This is a genomic window from Streptacidiphilus monticola, assembly GCF_042658505.1.
GTDB classification, from domain to species: Bacteria; Actinomycetota; Actinomycetes; order Streptomycetales; family Streptomycetaceae; genus Streptacidiphilus; species Streptacidiphilus monticola.
On sequence record NZ_JBHSQJ010000083.1, the window covers coordinates 102,792 to 118,496 of the forward strand.

Below are 15,705 nucleotides of genomic sequence, written 5' to 3' on the forward strand. Positions count from 1 at the left end.
CGGGCGTCACCGGCGTGACCGTGGACACCGCCAACCGGCTCCAGGGGCGGGAGTTCGACGTCACGGTGGTCCTGCACCCGCTCTCCGGCCGCCCGGACGCGACGGCCTTCCACCTGGAGACGGGCCGGCTGTGCGTGCTCGCGTCGCGGCACCGGCACGCCTGCATCGTGGTGGCCCGGGCGGGCATCGCGGAACTGCTGGACGAGCATCCCGCGACGGAGCCGGTGCAGTTGGGGGTGCAGGTCGCCTTCCCCGACGGCTGGGAGGCGAACCAGGCGGTCCTGGCCCATCTGACCGCAGGACACCGGGTGCGGGCCTGAGCGCGCGGCTGAGCGGTGCCGGGCGGGGGAATAAGCCGGTCGGAAGGCCCTGTTCCTTCCCGGGTGGCCCATGCGGACAATGGGCTGCGGAACATGACGTCGCAGTGGAGGTGCAGTACCCATGACGGACTCGTCGGCGGACCGCTCGCAGCAGCGGAGGCTCCGCCCCGCCCCGCTGCTCTTCGAGCCGGGCGCGGGCGAGCCGGACGAGGAGCACTTCTTCGACCTGGAGTCGATCGAGGACCCGAGCGTGCTGCTCAGCCGGTCCACGGAGCTGGCCCTGGCCTTCCGCGCGGCGGCGGAGCGTGCGACCGACTACCAGGCGATTGCCGCCGCGCAGCTGGCGGACACCCGCCGGTTCGACCGCCTCACCTTCGAGGAGATCGCGGAGCGGGCGGACTGGACGCCCGACTACGCCGCCAAGATGGTCGAACACGGCCGCAAACTCACCCGCTGACCCCAGCCCCCGCTAGGGGCGCGAGGAACTGCGCGAGCAACACACCACCGAGGGAGGTCCGTCCCTGATCAACGGGTCGAACCTCCGTGGGTGGTGGGTTGCCCGCGCAGTTCCTCGCGCCCCACCGGCTGCGCCGCCCAGGCCCCCGGGGATCTGTCATATGCCAGTGGCGGGGGCAGGGTACGCCGGGCACTGAGCCCCTGTCAGGCATTCCGCCGATTTCGCCCTCCTCCCGCACCGGGGCCGATAGAACCGTCCCGTGGACATGTGGACGTACGAATCCGTTGAGTACGTGACCGTCGCCGGCGAAGCCTGGCTCTCCTCGGCGAGTGAGTACCCCCGCAGCATGCGCGCCCTGTGGGAGTCCCGGCCGTGGGCGCCCACCGTCCTGCCCTGCGGGCGGACCTTCGACGTCATCAACCTGCCCGGTCTCTTCGGGCGCCGTGTCCTCGACGAGCTGTGGGCCTCCGGCCCGGGCTGTGGGCCGGTGGCCACCCTGCGCGGGCGCATCCTCGTCTTCGCCCAGGTCGGCGCGGCCGAGCGGCTGCGGACGCTGCTGGTGTGGGAGGAGTGGGCCCGCTCCGTTCCGCCCGTGCTCTGCCACGGGCAGGGCGACGCGATCACCGTGCCACCCGTCCAGCGCAGCACCGAGGCGCCCGAGACGCAGGGGCGCTGGATCGTGGCGCCGGACAGCCACGAGCCGTGGCTCCCGGGGGCGCCGACCCTCCTCTGGGCCTGTGTCCGGGCGGCCCGGTCCGCCCCCGTGGGCGCCGATTTCGCTTCGGCCGGGGCGGACTGCTAAGGTCTTCCTCGTTGGTCAGGCGCCGCTAGCTCAGTTGGTTAGAGCAGCTGACTCTTAATCAGCGGGTCCGGGGTTCGAGTCCCTGGCGGCGCACCAACGAAGGGCCTCACTCCTCCGGGCGTGAGGCCCTTCTGCTGTTCCTGCCCGATGCCCTGACGTCCCCTCAGCACCACGACCGCGCCGGGTCGTGGTGCTGCACCCCTCCCCCGGCGCGGTCGCGCCGCCCTGTCCGCGACCGTCCGCGCTCAGCGGCCGCCGGGCGTGGCCTCCGGGTCGGCGCCGGCCGCGGGCGCCGCCTCCGAGTAGATGTCCGGCTCCAGGTAGATCACGCGTGCGGTGGGCTCCGCCGCACGGACCCGCGCCTCCGCCGCGTCGATCGCCGCGGCCACCTCGGCCGCCGTGTCCTCGCGTCCGACCGCGATCTTCGCGGCCACCAGCAGTTCCTCCGGGCCCAGGTGCAGCGTGCGCATGTGGATGACCCGGGTGACGGCCTCGCCGTCCACCAGCGCCGCCCGGATCCGGGCCACGGCGTCCGGGCCGGCCGACTCGCCCAGCAGCAGCGACTTGGTCTCCGCCGCCAGCACCAGCGCGATGACCACCAGCAGCACGCCGATGCACAGCGTGCCGACGCCGTCCCAGACGCCGGAGCCCGTGGCCAGCGACATGCCGACGCCGAACAGCGCCAGCACCAGACCGATCAGGGCGCCGAAGTCCTCCAGCAGCACCACCGGCAGCTCCGGGGCCTTGGCGGTGCGCACGAACTGGACCCAGGACTGACGCCCCTTCAGCTGCCGGCCCTCCTTGATCGCGGTACGGAAGGAGAAGCCCTCCGCCACGATCGCGAAGAGCAGCACGCCCACCGGCCAGTACCAGTGCTCCAGCTTGTGCGGGTGGGCGATCTTCTCGTAGCCCTCGTAGAGCGCGAAGACGCCACCGACCGAGAACAGCACCACGGCCACCAGGAAGCCGTAGACGTAGCGCTCGCGCCCGTAGCCGAAGGGGTGCTCCTCGTCGGCGGCCCGCTTGGCCCGGCGGCCGCCGAGCAGCAGCAGCACCTGGTTGCCGCTGTCGGCCACCGAGTGCACGCCTTCCGCGAGCATCGAGGAGGAGCCGCTGAAGGCGAAGGCGACGAACTTCGACACCGCGATGGCGAGGTTCGCGCTCAGCGCCGCGACCACGGCCTTGGTGCCACCGGACGAGCTCATGGGGTGTCAGATACCTCTCTGTGGACGGTTCGTCGCAGCCGCGACGGTAAGCACAGAGTAAGAGGTGCTCAGAGGTACATCCCCGCGGGGCTCCGGCTCGGCTGCGGCAGCAGTACGTCCGCGCGCAGTCCGCTGCGCAGCGCGAACAGCTCCGCGAGGGTGGCCCCGCCGGGCGGCACGGGCAGCGGGTCGTCGCCGATCCAGGTGGCGGCCTCGGCCTCGGACAGCGCGCCGACCTCGATCCGGGCCAGGCAGCGGCCGGGCCGGACCACGGCCGGGTGCAGCCGCTCCAGGTCCTCGTTGGTGGTGACCGCGACCAGCACCTTGCGGCCCTGGCCGAGCAGACCGTCGGTCAGGTTCAGCAGCCGGGACAGGGCCTGCCCGGAGACGTTCTTGGCGCCGGCCCGGATCAGCTCGTCGCAGTCCTCCAGCAGGAGCAGCCGCCACTGCTCCTGGGCCTCGCTGTCGTCCTGGTAGGCGCGCTGGGTGCCGAGGGCGACCTCGATGAGGTAGCCGGGGTCCTGGAACAGCAGCTCCGGGTCGAGTACGCAGTCCACCTGGCACCAGTCCCGCCACGCGCGGGCGAGGGTGCGCACCGCGCTGGTCTTGCCGGTGCCCGGCGGGCCGTGCATCAGCAGCAGGCGTCCGCCGATCTGCTGGGGCGTCAACTCCATGAGCGCGTCGAAGGATTCGGCGACATGGCGGGTGTAGTTGCCGCGCACCTGCCGCCAGCCCGGGGCCTCGATCCGGCGCACGGCGCGGACCGGGCCGCGGCCGGTGAAGTGCCAGAAGCCCATGGAGACCACGTCCTCGGCGGTCTCCTGCTGCTCCTCGGCCCCGTCGACCGCCTCGGCCAGGACCTTCTCGGCGAGCGCGTCGCTCTCGGCGGTGACCGTCACATCGGCGTTCTGGCTGCCGCCGTTGCGCCACCAGGACGCCTTCAGCGTCCAGCCGTCGCCCTCGGCCAGCAGCACCGTGCGGCTGGGCGTCTGCGCCCTGCGCAGCACCCGCGCGCCCGCGGGCAGCAGCGTGGCGTCGGCGCGTACGGGACTGACGTTGGCGGAGCGGGACCAGGGCTGCCGCCCCAGCGTGAACCGGGTCAGCGCGAGGGCGTCCACGACATCCCCAGGGGCGTCCCCGTCGTCGAGGTGGACGGCCAGCGGCAGCAGGTCGTCCGGCTCCATGCGGTCCTTCCGGGCGGCGGGCCGGTCATCGCTCATGGGGCGATCATCCCGGCCTCCCGCCCGCTCTGCCCAGCCATTTACCGTTCCGGACGGGTCGCGTCCGTCACGGCACGACCGTGACCGGCCAGCGGCCCGCGCGCACCAGCCGGACGGCGACGGAGCCGACGAGCCGGTGGCCCGCCTTCTCGGACGCGCCGACGACCACGGCGTCGGCCTTCAACTGCTCGGCCAGATCCGCGATTCCCTGGTAGGCGTCGCCGACCTGGGTGTAGTACTCCCAGCGCAGCCCGTCCGAGACCGGCCAGCGCCCGACCGCGTCGCGGATCTCCGCGAGCAGCTGGTCCGCCACCTCCTGCCCGGCCTGGGCCACGGCGGCCCCGACGTCGGCCCCGCCGAGGGCGGTGATCGGCTGGATGTACACCAGTGCCAGCAGCGCTCCCTGACGCCGCGCCAGGCCGGCCGCATAGGCGGCGGCCCGCATGGACGAGTCGGACCCGTCCAGGCCGGCGAGGATCACCTTCGGTCCGTCCGTGCCCAACTCGTATGCGGCCATGCCCTACTCCTCCCCGGCGATCCGCTCGTGATGCCGGATCACCTCGGCGATGATGAAGTTCAGGAACTTCTCCGCGAAGCCCGGGTCCAGCCGGGCGTCCTCCGCCAGGCGGCGCAGCCGCTCGATCTGCTCGCGCTCCCGCGCCGGGTCGGCCGGCGGCAGCTTGTACTCGGCCTTGAGCCGCCCCACCTGCTGGGTGCACTTGAAGCGCTCCGCCAGCATGTGCACGATCGCGGCGTCGATGTTGTCGATGCTGCCCCGCAGCCGTGCCAGCTCGTCCTGCGGCCCGACGCTCATGCTCTCCCCTGCCTGCTGCCGTCGCTGCTGTTCGGCCTGCTTGCCGATGCAGCGGACAGGATACCGATTCGGCTTTTGCGGCCCGATCATGTAATGTCTTCGACGTCAGCAGGCGCCGCTAGCTCAGTTGGTTAGAGCAGCTGACTCTTAATCAGCGGGTCCGGGGTTCGAGTCCCTGGCGGCGCACAGCTCGAAGTGATCTGGGCCTTCTCCCTGAGGGAGAGGGCCCAGATCCGTTTCGTGCGAGCAACGGCTGCCCGAGCCATGCCTCTCCTACGCCGAGCACGTGCGCCTCGCGCCGACCGTGCGGCTGCTGGGCCGGCCCCCGACTCCCTCGCCGCGGGCATGGACCCGAGGCGTCGGCGGCCGGCCACCCGGGGCCTACTCCTGACGGACCCTCAGCAGCAGCTTGCCCGTGCTCGTCCGGCTCTCCAGCAGGCGGTGCGCCTCCGCCGCGGCGGCGAGGTCGAACTCCGCGGTGACCGGGACCGCTATGGCGTGCGCGGCCGCGAAGTCGAAGGCCGCGGCGGTGAGAACCCGGAGGCGGTCCGGGTCGGCGGCGGCCAGGCCGAGAATGGAGAAGGCGGCGACGCCGATCGCGCGCGGCGCGAGATCCGCGAAGCCCGCCTGCCAGGCGGGGGCGTCCGAGGCGTTGCCGAAGGAGACGGCGCGGCCGTAGCGGGCGAGGGCGGCGAGGGAGCGGCGCCAGCTGTCGCCGCCGACCGGGTCGAGGGCGAGGTCCACGCCCCGGCCGCCGGTGGCGGCGCGGGCCTGGGCGTCGAAGTCCTCGCCCACGAGGATCTCGTCGTAGCCGAGACCGAGCGCGTACTTCGCCTTCTCCTCGCGGGAGACCACGCCGAACACCCGCTCCGCACCCGCCTGGCGGGCGAGTTGGCCGAGCACGCTGCCGACGGCTCCGGCCGCGCCCTGGACCAGGACCGTCTCGCCCGCGCGCAGCCGGCCCACCTCGTGGATCAGCGCGTAACCGGTCGGCAGCACGGCGGGCAGGCTGGCGGCCGTGCGCAGCTCCATGCCCGCGGGGACGGCGAAGACGTGCGCGGCGGGGACGACGGCGGTCTCCGCGTAGCCACCGCCCTGGAGCAGGGCGCTGACCTGCTGTCCGACGGCCACCGTGTCCACCCCCGCACCGACGGCGCGCACCGTGCCGGAGACCTCGAGGCCCGGGACGAAGGGCAGCGCCTCCACCCGGTATCCGACCGAACGCGCCTTCACGTCCGCGAAGTTGACGCCGGCCCAGACGACGTCGACGGCCACCTCCCCGGGCCCGGGCGCGGGCGCGGGCAGCTCACGCGGGGTCAACCGCTCGGGCCCACCCAGTTCTTCGATGACGACAGCGCGCATGGCGGCGACTCCCCCGGAGTGTTCAACATCGGTCGAACACCAGAGTGTACGACTATCATCGAACACGCAAGTACCCGAAAGGAGGAAGCGGATGCCCTCCCACCGCGCCGCACCGCAGCACCGGCACCCGGCCGAGGTGCCCGTCCAGGACGTGTTCGCCGCGCTCGCCGACCCGGTCCGCCTGGAGCTGGTCCGCCAGCTCGCCGCCAGCGAGGACTGGTCCCGCGCCTGCGGTTCCTTCGACGTGCCGGTGGGCAAGGCCGGGCTCAGCCACCACTTCGCGGTGCTGCGCGAGTCCGGGCTGATCGAGCAGCGCGACGAGGGCCCCCGGCGGGTGAACCGGCTCCGGCGCTCGGAGGTGGAGGAGGCGTTCCCCGGGCTCTGGACACTGGTGCTCCGCGAGACCCCGCCGACCTGACCGCCCGCCGAACAGGCTGACGCCGCGTCAGCCGGGGCCGGCGAGCGGCGCGGACCGGTCTGTCACCCTCCGGCCTGTCGGGCTTGCGGAGGGTGAGCGGGCGGGACATGGTGGCAGCGTTCGCGGGGGCGCCAGCCGAGAGCCGGAACGTGAGCAGGAAGAGGGTCGGTCCGATGCCCGAGCGCAGTTCGTATCCCGCCGGCGCGCCCTGTTGGGTGGATCTGAACGCGCCGGACCTGGAGTCCGCGCGCAGGTTCTACGGGGCCGCGCTGGGCTGGGAGTTCCAGGACAACGGGCCGGAGTACGGGCACTACACCACCTGCCTGTGGAAGGGGAAGCCGGTCGCCGCGCTGATGCCGCCGCCGCCCGGCGCGGAGGGGCTGCGGCCGGCCTGGAACGTCTACCTCAGCGCGCCGGAGCTGGAGGTCACCGTCGAACGCGTGGAGCAGGGCGGCGGAACGGTGGCCATGGGGCCGCACGAGATCCCCGGCGCGGGGCGGCTGGCCTTCGCCTTCGACCCGCAGGGCGCCTCTTTCGGGCTCTGGCAGGCGGGCGGCCACACGGGAGCCGGGCTGCACGGCGAGCCCGGGGCGATGACCTGGAACGAGCTGAACACCACCGCGGGCGAGGAGGCCGACGCCTTCTACCGGGGGCTGTTCCCCTACGAGCAGCAGCAGATCGGCGACGGCGTCAACTTCGACTACAGCAGCTGGCGGCTGCCCGGCTCGGACACCCCCGTCTGCGGACGCAACCGCGCGATCGACCCCAACATCCTGGAAGGCGGCAAGGGCAAGCCGTTCTGGTCGGTCTACTTCGCCGTCGCCGACGTGGACGTGACGGCGCGCCAGATCGCCGCGCTCGGCGGCAGCGTGCTGCACGGCCCCTTCAACTCCCCCTTCGGCCGGCTGTGCGCGGTGCTGGACCCGTCCGGCGCGCACTTCACCGTCATCACCCTCGCGCGCTGACGGCCCGTCACCCCCGCTCCGGCATAGGCTCGGAACCCGAACGGTGAACCCGACCAGCAGGAGGTACCCGGTCCCATGGCTGTCATCCGATCCGCGCACACGGTGTGGGAAGGCGATCTGCTCGCGGGCGGGGGGGTGACCAGCTTCGACTCCTCCGGCATCCCGGACCAGCCGGTGACCTGGGCGTCCCGCTCCCAGGACGCGAGCGGGAAGACCAGCCCCGAGGAGCTCATCGCCGCCGCGCACACCAGCTGCTACTCCATGGCGCTCTCCAACGGCCTCGCCAAGGGCGGCCACGCGCCGACCCGGCTGCGCACCAGCGCCGAGGTCAGCTTCGTGCCCGGCACCGGCATCACCGGCATCGCGCTGACCGTCGTCGGCACCGTGCCGGGGCTGGACGAGGCGGAGTTCGTCAAGGCCGCCGAGGACGCCAAGGAGAACTGCCCGGTCAGCCAGGCGCTCAGGGCCGTCCCGATCACCCTGACGGCCTCGCTGGAGGCCTGAGGCCCCGTCAGCGCCCGGCAGCGGCCCGCGCCCGAGTGGCGCACGCCCGCGCGGGACCCTCGCACGAGTGAATCGGGCTCGGAACGCTGGCAGCGTTCCGAGGCCGCTCCCTAGGATCGTGAGCGTGAACGATCTGGAGGCCACGAAGCTCCAGGACTCCGTCGCGGAATCCGCCGCGCTCCAGCAGGCCCAGGCTGCCCTGCACGCCAGCGAGCGCAAGTTCCGGGCGGCCTTCACCGAGGCCGGGATCGGCATGGCGCTGATCGACGCGGACGACGTCATCATCGAGGCCAACCCGGCCCTGGCGCAGATGCTCGGGCGCACCGTCCCCGAGCTGGTCCGGGTGCACATCCGCGAACTGCTCGAGGCGGGGGACCTGCCCCATGTCGGCTACCGGGACCTGGTGGCCGGCGCCCGCGAACGCGTGCGCGTGGAGAAGCGGCTGAGGCACCGTCAGGGGCACGCCGTCTGGACGAACATCACGGTCTCGCTGATCCGGGACGGCGCGGGCCGCCCCGAATACACCCTGGCCATGGTCGAGGACGTGTCCGAGGCCCGGCGGCTGGGCGACCGGCTGCACTACCAGGCCATGCACGACCCGCTGACCCAACTGCCGAACCGGGCGCTGTTCTTCGAGCGCCTGGCCGGTGCCTTCGCCGAGGGGGACTCCCGGATCGGCCTGTGCTACCTCGACCTGGACGGCTTCCAGGCGGTCAACGACACCCTCGGCCACCACATCGGCGACCAGCTGCTGGTCGCCGTCGCCCGGCGGCTGGAGCAGCGCTTCGCCCCGCGCGGCCACGTCGTCGCCCGGATGGGCGGGGACGAGTTCGCCGTGCTGGTGCCGCGCAGCGCCGGCTCCGAGGAGCTCACGGCGCTGGCGTCCGAGGTCGTGGACGTGCTGAGCGCGCCCTACTCGCTGGACGGGCACCGGGTCGCCGCCACCGCCAGCGTCGGCGTGGTGGAGCGCCCCGTCCCCGGCACCACGCCGGCCGACCTGGTCAAGGACGCGGACGCGACGCTGAGTTGGGCCAAGACGGACGGCCGGCACCGCTGGGCCCTGTACGACCCGGAGCGGATCGCGCACCAGACCACCCGGCAGGTGCTGGCCACGACGATGCGCCCGGCGGTCGAACGGGGCGAGTTCCTGCTGCACTACCAGCCCCTGGTGGACCTGCACACCGGCGCGCTGCAGGGCGTCGAGGCCCTGGTGCGCTGGCAGCACCCGCGGTTCGGGCTGCTCGGGCCGGACCGGTTCATCGGCATCGCCGAGGAGACCGGCGCCATCGTGCCGCTGGGGCGCTGGGTGCTGGAACGTGCCTGCGCGCAGGCGCGGGACTGGCTGGAGCGTTTCCCCGCGGCGCAGCTCTTCGTGAGCGTCAACCTGGCGGCCCGTCAGTTCGGCGACGCGGACATGGTGGCCGACGTCGCGGAGGTGCTGGGCACGACCCGGCTGCCGGCGCGGCTGCTGCAACTGGAGCTGACCGAGAGCGCCGTCATGGGCCCGGCCGGGCGCCCGCTGGAGGCGCTGCACGCGCTGGCCGCGATGGGCACGCGCATCGCCATCGACGACTTCGGCACGGGTTACTCGAACCTGGCCTACCTGAGCCGGCTGCCGGTGCACGTGCTGAAGCTGGCCGGGTCCTTCGTCGAGGGCTTCCACGAGGACTCGCGCCCGGGTCCCCGCGAGGAGGCGGACGAACAGATCGTGGCCGCGCTCGTGCGCCTGGCGCACACGCTGGGCCTCACCGTGACGGCGGAGGGCGTGGAGAGCGCGGTGCAGGCGGACCGGCTGCGCGCGACCGGCTGCGACACCGCGCAGGGCTGGCACTTCGGCAAGGCCGTGCCGGCCGAGGAGATCGACGCCCTGCTGCGGGACGCCCGCGCCGCGGAACCCCCGGCGGCCGTGCGGCTCGGCGGCGCGGGCGCGGGCCACCCGCCGAAGGGCGAGGTCCGCCCCGGCTGAACGCGGAACGGCCGGCTCCCCGGGGGGCGCCGCGCGTTCACCCGGTGCACACCTTGGGGGTGCACTGTGACGCGCGTGGTTCTCACTGACCGTCAGGGGCGGGTGCTGCTCTGGGCGCTGGCCGCCGTCGCCGCCGCCACCTACTGCTGGGACTGGCAGCACGCCCGCTATCACGCCTTCTACGCCGACGCCGTGCGCAGCATGGCGGGCAGTTGGAAGGCCTTCGCCTACGGCGCCTTCGACCCCGGGGCGACGATCACGATCGACAAACTGCCCGGCTATCTCTGGCCGCAGGCCCTCTCCGCCCGGCTGCTGGGCTTCCATCCCTGGACGCTGCTGCTTCCCCAGGCGGTCTTCGGGGTCCTCTGCGTGCTCGTGCTCTTCCGCACCGTCCGGCGGTGGACCCGCAGCCCCGGCGCCGCGCTGCTGGCCGCGGCCGCGTTCACCGTCACCCCCGTGGTCGCGGGCCTGTTCCGCACGGTGACCGAGGACCCGCTGTTCACCCTGCTCCTGCTGCTGGCCGCCGACGCCACCCTGCGGGCCGCGCTCACCGGCCGGCTGCGCTCGCTGCTGGCGGCGGCGGTCTGGACCGGCCTCGCCTTCCAGGCGAAGATGCTGGAAGCCTGGGTGGTGCTGCCGGTGCTCGGCGGCGTGCACCTGCTCGCGGCACCGGGTGCGCCGCGCCTCCGGCTGCGCAACCTGGCCGTGGCCGGAGTGACGGCCGTGGCGCTCTCCTTTTCCTACACCGCCGCCGTGGATCTGACGCCGGTTCAGCAGCGCCCCTATGTCGACGGCACCAGCGACGACTCGGCCTGGACCATGGTCATCGGCTACAACTTCGCCTCCCGCTTCGGCTCCGACCTGCCGGGCAGCCTGCCGCCGGCCATGGGCGGGGACGACGGCGGCCTGACCAAGCTGCTGCACAAGGGGCTGGCCTCGCAGGTCGACTGGCTCTACCCGGTGGCGGGGCTGTCCGCCGTCCTGGGCATCCGGCGGCGACGCGGACGGCCCCGGACCGACCGGCTGCGCGCGGGCCATCTGCTCTGGGGTTCCTGGGCGTTGCTGTTCACCCTGGTGTTCAGCGTGGGCTCGGTGGCCGGACACAGCTACTACCTCGGCGTGCTCGCCCTGCCCCTGGCCGCGCTCACCGGCGCGGGGACCGCCGAGCTGTGGCGGGCGTACCGGGACCGGACCGGCGAGGCCTGGGCGCTGCCCACCGCCGTCGGCACCACCGCGTGCTGGGGCCTGGTGCTGGCCCTGCGCTACCCCTCGTTCCGGATCTGGGCACCCGTCGTCTCCGGGCTGCTGGCGCTTGCCGCCGTGACGCTGCTGCTGCGCCGGATCCGCCCGGCGGCCGGGCTGGCCCTGGGCGTCGCCGCGATGCTGCTCGTCCCGGCCGTCTGGACGGCCAGCGTGTTCACCACCCGCTACGGGCACTCCTGGCTGGGCACGGTCGGGCCCAGCGCCCGCGGCGGCGGCGTGAGCGACCGGCTCACCGCCGGACAGCGGCGGCTGTACCGGTACCTGACGCGCCATCAGCACGGCGCGGGCTACCTGATGGCGGTCGCGGGCTGGAGCCGGGCCACCCCGTACATCCTCGCCGAGGGGGCCCGGGTGCTCCCCCTCGGCGGATACACCGGCCTGGTCGCCGCGCCGGGGCTCGCCGCGTTCCGTGCCGACGTGGCCCACGGGACCGTGCGGTACGTCCTGTTCACCCCGTTGTCGACTCCCGGTGCCGACCCCATCATCCGCTTCGTGCGGCACCGGTGTGCAGTCCAGGAACAGACGGACGCATCGGGCGACACCCTCTACCTGTGCCGGCCCTCGGAAGTCACAGCAGCCTTCTAACGACGCACAGCCGCTGACAACCCGGCGCTCATGTCCCGTTCATCCGCGATTCCTACCGTCACCCGCGTGACTGAACGACGCCCTCCGTATCGCTCCCTGCGGATCGCGGTCCTCGCGGACTCCGACACCCGCTGGAAGTGGGGTGCGGCCCTGGCCCGGGGCATCGACCCGGGCTGCACGCTGGACGCCTGGTTCCTGCACGGCCGCGCCACCCCGACCGAGCGTCAGCTGGCCGAGGTGGGCGCCGTGCCGGACGCGTCCCGCACCGCTGCCCTCACCGAGCTGCTGGACGAGCCCCGGCTCGCCGACGCCGACGTGCTGGTGCTCGCCCTGCTCGGCGGCGCCGCCCAGGCCGCGCTGCACGGGCTGGCCCGCGCCTGGGCCGGCCGCGAGCGGCGGCCCGTCGTGCTCACCGGCTATGTCGGCGTCGTCTACGAGAAACTGACGGAGGGTCTGCTGCTGCGCGCCGGCGCGGACCTGGTCCTGGCCAACACCGCGGCCGACGCCGAGGAGTTCCGCCGGATCCTCACCGCCGTCGGCGCGGACCCCGAGACGGTCGTGGAGACCGCGCTGCCGTTCCTGGCCCAGGAGCAGCGCGGCTACACCCCCGACCCGTCCCGTCCCTACACCGTGGTCTTCGCCGCCCAGCCCTCGGTTCCGGCCACCCGCGCCGAACGGCTGCACCTGCTGGAGCAGGCGCGCCGGTACGCGCTGCGGCACGCCGACCACCGGGTGCTGATCAAGCTGCGCAGCCGGCCCGGCGAGCAGACCACGCACATCGAGGAGCACCCCTACCAGCGGCTGCTGCCCCGGCTGACCGGCACGGTGCCGCCCAACCTGGACACCGCCTACGGCAACATGGGCGAACTGCTGGACCGCACCGACCTGTTGGCGACGGTCAGCTCCACCGCCGCGCTGGAGTCGCTGCAGCGCGGCATCCCGACGGCGATCCTCACCGACTTCGGCGTCCGCGAACCGCTGGGCAACCACTGGTACCTCGGCTCCGGCTGCCTCGCCTCCTGGGCCGAACTCACCGAGGGGAAGATCCCTGTCGCGGATCCGGGCTGGCTGCGCCGCCACGGCGTCGGCCACCCCGACCCCTACGGCGAACTGCGCTCCCGCATCGGCGAGTTGCGGCAGACCGCGCTCGCTCCACTGCGCCCGCACTACCGGGCGGACGTCCAGGGCGGCTACCTGCCCGCGCTGCTCGCCCGCTACGGGCTGGACGCCAAGGGCGAGCCGCTGCCGGGCCGGGCCACCACCCCGCCGTCCGGACCCGTGCGCCGGGCCGTGCTGCGGCAGGCCCGCCGCACCGCCACTTCCGCCTACCGACTCGGCGCGCAGTACGTCGCGCCCGCGATCCGCCGCTGGGGACAACTGTGAGCACCGCCCTGCAGGACCGGCCCGTCCTCCTCGTCGTCCCCGCCCGGGGCGGCTCGAAGGGCGTCCCCGGCAAGAACACCCTGGAGGTCGCCGGCGTCCCGCTGGTCGCCCGCGCCGTGCACGCCGCCCTCGGGGCGCGACGGGTCACCCGGGTCGTCGTCTCCACCGACAGCCCGGCCGTGGCCGCCGCCGTCGCCGGGACCGGAGCGGAGGTGCTGCGCCGTCCTGACGCGCTGTCAGGCGACACCGCCACCAGCGAGTCGGCGCTGCTGCACGCGCTGGACGCGCACGACGCGGCGCACCCGGCGACGCCGGCGGGCATCGTCGTCCTGGTCCAGTGCACCAGCCCGTTCCTCACCCCGGAGGAGATCGACGGCGTCGTCGCGGCGGTCCAGGACGGCGCGGACACCGCGCTGACCGTGGCACCCTTCCACGGGTTCCTGTGGCGGGCCGAGCCGGAGGCGGAGCGCGGAGTCGTCGGCGTCAACCACGACCCCTCCTTCCGGCCGCGCCGCCAGGACCGCCCCGAGGACCTGCTCGAGACCGGCGCCGCCTACGCCATGCGCGCCGACGGCTTCCGTGCGGCCGGGCACCGCTTCTTCGGCCGCACCGCCCTGGTGCGCACCGACCCGGCCAAGGTGCTGGAGATCGACGAGCCCGCCGACCTCGACCGCGCCCGGGCGCTGGCCCCGCTGCTGGCGGACCCGGCACCGGCGGCCGCGCCGACTCCCGTGCGGCTGCCGGATCGTGACGCGATCGACGCCGTGGTGCTGGACTTCGACGGCACCCAGACCGACGACCGGGTCTGGATCGACGCCGAGGGCCGGGAGTCGGTGGCGGTCCACCGCGGCGACGGGCTCGGCGTCGCCCGGCTCCGCCGGGCCGGCGTCAAGCTGCTGATCCTCTCCACCGAGACCAACCCGGTCGTCTCCGCCCGCGGTCGCAAGCTCGGCATCCCGGTGCTGCAGGGCATCGACCGCAAGGACGCCGCGCTGCGGCGGTGGGCCGAGGAGCAGCGGGTCGACCTCGACCGGGTGCTCTACCTCGGCAACGACCTCAACGACCTTCCCTGCTTCGACCTCGTCGGCTGGCCGACCGCCGTCGCCGACGCCCATCCCCACGTCCTCGACCGGGCCCGTGCCGTGACCGCCGCCCCCGGCGGCCACGGAGCGGTCCGCGACATCGCCACCTGGCTCCTCGGAAAGGAACTGTGAGCCCCGTGACCGTCCCCGCCCAGAACACCCCCGCCGCCGCTCCGGCGCCGAACATCCGCCTGCTCGGTGACAAGGAGGTCGGCCCCGGCCGTCCCGTCTACGTCACCGGCGAGATCGGCATCAACCACAACGGCGAGCTGGAGAACGCGCTCAAGCTCATCGACGCCGCCGCGGACGCCGGCTGCGACGCCGTCAAGTTCCAGAAGCGCACCCCCGAGGTGTGCACCCCGCGCGACCAGTGGGACATCGAGCGCGACACCCCCTGGGGCCGCATGACCTACATCGACTACCGCCACCGCGTCGAGTTCGGCACGGAGGAGTACACCGCCATCGACGCACACGCCAAGCAGCGCGGCATCGCCTGGTTCGCCTCCCCGTGGGACGTCGAGTCGGTCGACTTCCTGGAGCAGTTCGACCAGCCCTGCTACAAGGTCGCCTCCGCCTCGCTGACGGACGACGAGCTGCTGCGCCGCCTGCGCAAGACCGGCAAGACCGTGATCCTCTCCACCGGCATGTCGACGCCGCGTCAGATCCGCCACGCGGTGGAGGTGCTGGGCAGCGAGAACATCCTGATGTGCCACGCCACCAGCACCTACCCCGCGAAGGCCGGCGAGCTGAACCTGCGCATGCTGGACACGCTGCGGCGCGAGTACCCGAACGTCCCGATCGGCTACTCCGGCCACGAGATCGGCCTGCAGACCACGCTGGCCGCGGTCGCCCTGGGGGCGGTCTTCGTCGAGCGGCACATCACCCTGGACCGTGCCATGTGGGGCTCGGACCAGAGCGCCTCGGTCGAGCCGGGCGGCCTGGACCGCCTGGTCCGCGACATCCGCGTGATCGAGGAGGCCCTGGGCGACGGCGTGAAGCGCATCTACGCGGGCGAGCTCACCGCGATGGCCAAGCTGCGCCGGGTCCCCGGCGAGCTGGCGGACGACGTCACGGACCTGGCCAGCGCGTCGTGACCACCCCCGCCCTGGCTCTCGTCGAGAGCCCGGCCCAGCTGCTCAATGCCCTGGAATGGGCGCTGGGTTCGCAGCTGCACGCCCCGGTGCCCGCCCCCGCCCCCGCACGGGGCCCGGGCGGGCCCGGCGGACGGACCGGGGTCGGCGAGCCCGGCGCTCCTGGCGCGGCCGCCGGGGGCGGCCACGGCGGCGCAGCCGCCCAGGGCGGCACCGCCGGGTTCCCGCCCGCCGGGGGCGCCGCAAGGGCGGGCTCCGCCGACCGCGG

15 protein-coding genes, 2 tRNA genes and 2 pseudogenes are annotated in these 15,705 nt (G+C 73.8%); 14 read left to right on the plus strand and 5 right to left on the minus strand.

The features are described from left to right. The 4 genes and pseudogenes from ACFP3V_RS20460 to ACFP3V_RS20475 all read left to right on the plus strand — a co-directional run. Positions 1-320 (plus strand): annotated as a pseudogene (locus ACFP3V_RS20460) (helicase); the annotation flags it as partial. Positions 321-441: 121 nt separating this feature from the next. Then, entirely contained in the window at positions 442-777 is a 336-nt protein-coding gene (locus tag ACFP3V_RS20465) for a hypothetical protein (protein ID WP_380585492.1), read from the plus strand. A gap of 265 nt (positions 778-1,042) precedes the next feature. Further along, the gene (locus ACFP3V_RS20470) at positions 1,043-1,579 is read left to right on the plus strand and encodes a bifunctional DNA primase/polymerase (RefSeq protein ID WP_380585544.1); all 537 of its coding nucleotides are present in this window, start codon (positions 1,043-1,045) and stop codon (positions 1,577-1,579) included. Positions 1,580-1,598: 19 nt separating this feature from the next. Further along, positions 1,599-1,675 (plus strand) — tRNA-Lys (locus tag ACFP3V_RS20475). A 149-nt stretch (positions 1,676-1,824) separates the two neighbouring features. Here ACFP3V_RS20475 and ACFP3V_RS20480 read toward each other — a convergent pair. From ACFP3V_RS20480 to ACFP3V_RS20495, 4 genes are all read right to left on the minus strand, one after another. Beyond that, a complete protein-coding gene (locus ACFP3V_RS20480) occupies positions 1,825-2,784 on the minus strand; it encodes a cation diffusion facilitator family transporter (protein WP_380585494.1) in 960 nt (319 codons plus the stop codon). A 68-nt stretch (positions 2,785-2,852) separates the two neighbouring features. After that, positions 2,853-4,004: a DUF5925 domain-containing protein gene (locus ACFP3V_RS20485; RefSeq protein WP_380585496.1), complete on the minus strand. Its 1,152-nt coding sequence runs from the start codon at positions 4,002-4,004 to the stop codon at positions 2,853-2,855. 67 nt (positions 4,005-4,071) lie between these two features. Then, positions 4,072-4,521 (minus strand): universal stress protein, encoded by a 450-nt coding sequence (locus tag ACFP3V_RS20490; RefSeq protein WP_380585498.1) that lies wholly within the window; start codon positions 4,519-4,521, stop codon positions 4,072-4,074. 3 nt (positions 4,522-4,524) lie between these two features. Next, the gene (locus ACFP3V_RS20495) at positions 4,525-4,818 is read right to left on the minus strand and encodes a chorismate mutase (protein ID WP_380585500.1); all 294 of its coding nucleotides are present in this window, start codon (positions 4,816-4,818) and stop codon (positions 4,525-4,527) included. A 112-nt stretch (positions 4,819-4,930) separates the two neighbouring features. On the opposite strand from ACFP3V_RS20495, the gene ACFP3V_RS20500 reads away from it, so the two are divergent. Continuing rightward, positions 4,931-5,004, plus strand: a tRNA-Lys gene (locus tag ACFP3V_RS20500). Between the two features lie 195 nt (positions 5,005-5,199). Here the strand turns inward: ACFP3V_RS20500 and ACFP3V_RS20505 are convergent. Continuing rightward, on the minus strand, positions 5,200-6,180 hold the full coding sequence (locus ACFP3V_RS20505; RefSeq protein WP_380585502.1) for a quinone oxidoreductase family protein: 981 nt from the start codon (positions 6,178-6,180) through the stop codon (positions 5,200-5,202). 91 nt (positions 6,181-6,271) lie between these two features. Between ACFP3V_RS20505 and ACFP3V_RS20510 the strand changes: the two genes are divergently transcribed. The 9 genes and pseudogenes from ACFP3V_RS20510 to ACFP3V_RS20550 all read left to right on the plus strand — a co-directional run. Then, entirely contained in the window at positions 6,272-6,598 is a 327-nt protein-coding gene (locus ACFP3V_RS20510) for an ArsR/SmtB family transcription factor (RefSeq protein ID WP_380585503.1), read from the plus strand. A 173-nt stretch (positions 6,599-6,771) separates the two neighbouring features. Further along, complete coding sequence (locus ACFP3V_RS20515; RefSeq protein WP_380585505.1) at positions 6,772-7,563, plus strand: VOC family protein; 792 nt, start codon at positions 6,772-6,774, stop codon at positions 7,561-7,563. A gap of 75 nt (positions 7,564-7,638) precedes the next feature. Continuing rightward, positions 7,639-8,067 carry an OsmC family protein gene (locus tag ACFP3V_RS20520; protein WP_380585507.1) on the plus strand — a complete coding sequence of 143 codons (429 nt, stop codon included), beginning with the start codon at positions 7,639-7,641 and terminating at the stop codon, positions 8,065-8,067. Between the two features lie 124 nt (positions 8,068-8,191). Continuing rightward, positions 8,192-10,033 carry a putative bifunctional diguanylate cyclase/phosphodiesterase gene (locus ACFP3V_RS20525; protein ID WP_380585509.1) on the plus strand — a complete coding sequence of 614 codons (1,842 nt, stop codon included), beginning with the start codon at positions 8,192-8,194 and terminating at the stop codon, positions 10,031-10,033. Between the two features lie 75 nt (positions 10,034-10,108). Then, positions 10,109-11,881: an ArnT family glycosyltransferase gene (locus tag ACFP3V_RS20530; RefSeq protein ID WP_380585511.1), complete on the plus strand. Its 1,773-nt coding sequence runs from the start codon at positions 10,109-10,111 to the stop codon at positions 11,879-11,881. A 30-nt stretch (positions 11,882-11,911) separates the two neighbouring features. Next, positions 11,912-13,264 (plus strand): DUF6716 putative glycosyltransferase, encoded by a 1,353-nt coding sequence (locus ACFP3V_RS20535; protein WP_380585512.1) that lies wholly within the window; start codon positions 11,912-11,914, stop codon positions 13,262-13,264. Beyond that, the gene (locus ACFP3V_RS20540; RefSeq protein WP_380585514.1) at positions 13,261-14,478 is read left to right on the plus strand and encodes a cytidylyltransferase domain-containing protein; all 1,218 of its coding nucleotides are present in this window, start codon (positions 13,261-13,263) and stop codon (positions 14,476-14,478) included. Before ACFP3V_RS20535 ends, ACFP3V_RS20540 begins: the two co-directional genes overlap by 4 nt. Before the next feature lie 5 nt (positions 14,479-14,483). Next, positions 14,484-15,440: an N-acetylneuraminate synthase family protein gene (locus ACFP3V_RS20545; protein ID WP_380585516.1), complete on the plus strand. Its 957-nt coding sequence runs from the start codon at positions 14,484-14,486 to the stop codon at positions 15,438-15,440. Then, positions 15,437-15,705: pseudogene (locus ACFP3V_RS20550) on the plus strand (hypothetical protein); the annotation flags it as partial. The gene ACFP3V_RS20545 and the pseudogene ACFP3V_RS20550, both read left to right, overlap by 4 nt.

Excerpts from the sequence above, each read along its gene's own strand:
- ACFP3V_RS20465 (WP_380585492.1), top strand. The coding sequence starts at position 442 with ATGACGGACTCGTCGGCGGACCGCTCGCAGCAGCGGAGGCTCCGCCCC.
- ACFP3V_RS20470 (WP_380585544.1), top strand. The coding sequence starts at position 1,043 with ATGTGGACGTACGAATCCGTTGAGTACGTGACCGTCGCCGGCGAAGCC.
- ACFP3V_RS20480 (WP_380585494.1), bottom strand. The coding sequence starts at position 2,784 with ATGAGCTCGTCCGGTGGCACCAAGGCCGTGGTCGCGGCGCTGAGCGCG.
- ACFP3V_RS20485 (WP_380585496.1), bottom strand. The coding sequence starts at position 4,004 with ATGAGCGATGACCGGCCCGCCGCCCGGAAGGACCGCATGGAGCCGGAC.
- ACFP3V_RS20490 (WP_380585498.1), bottom strand. The coding sequence starts at position 4,521 with ATGGCCGCATACGAGTTGGGCACGGACGGACCGAAGGTGATCCTCGCC.
- ACFP3V_RS20495 (WP_380585500.1), bottom strand. The coding sequence starts at position 4,818 with ATGAGCGTCGGGCCGCAGGACGAGCTGGCACGGCTGCGGGGCAGCATC.
- ACFP3V_RS20505 (WP_380585502.1), bottom strand. The coding sequence starts at position 6,180 with ATGCGCGCTGTCGTCATCGAAGAACTGGGTGGGCCCGAGCGGTTGACC.
- ACFP3V_RS20510 (WP_380585503.1), top strand. The coding sequence starts at position 6,272 with ATGCCCTCCCACCGCGCCGCACCGCAGCACCGGCACCCGGCCGAGGTG.
- ACFP3V_RS20515 (WP_380585505.1), top strand. The coding sequence starts at position 6,772 with ATGCCCGAGCGCAGTTCGTATCCCGCCGGCGCGCCCTGTTGGGTGGAT.
- ACFP3V_RS20520 (WP_380585507.1), top strand. The coding sequence starts at position 7,639 with ATGGCTGTCATCCGATCCGCGCACACGGTGTGGGAAGGCGATCTGCTC.
- ACFP3V_RS20535 (WP_380585512.1), top strand. The coding sequence starts at position 11,912 with ATGTCCCGTTCATCCGCGATTCCTACCGTCACCCGCGTGACTGAACGA.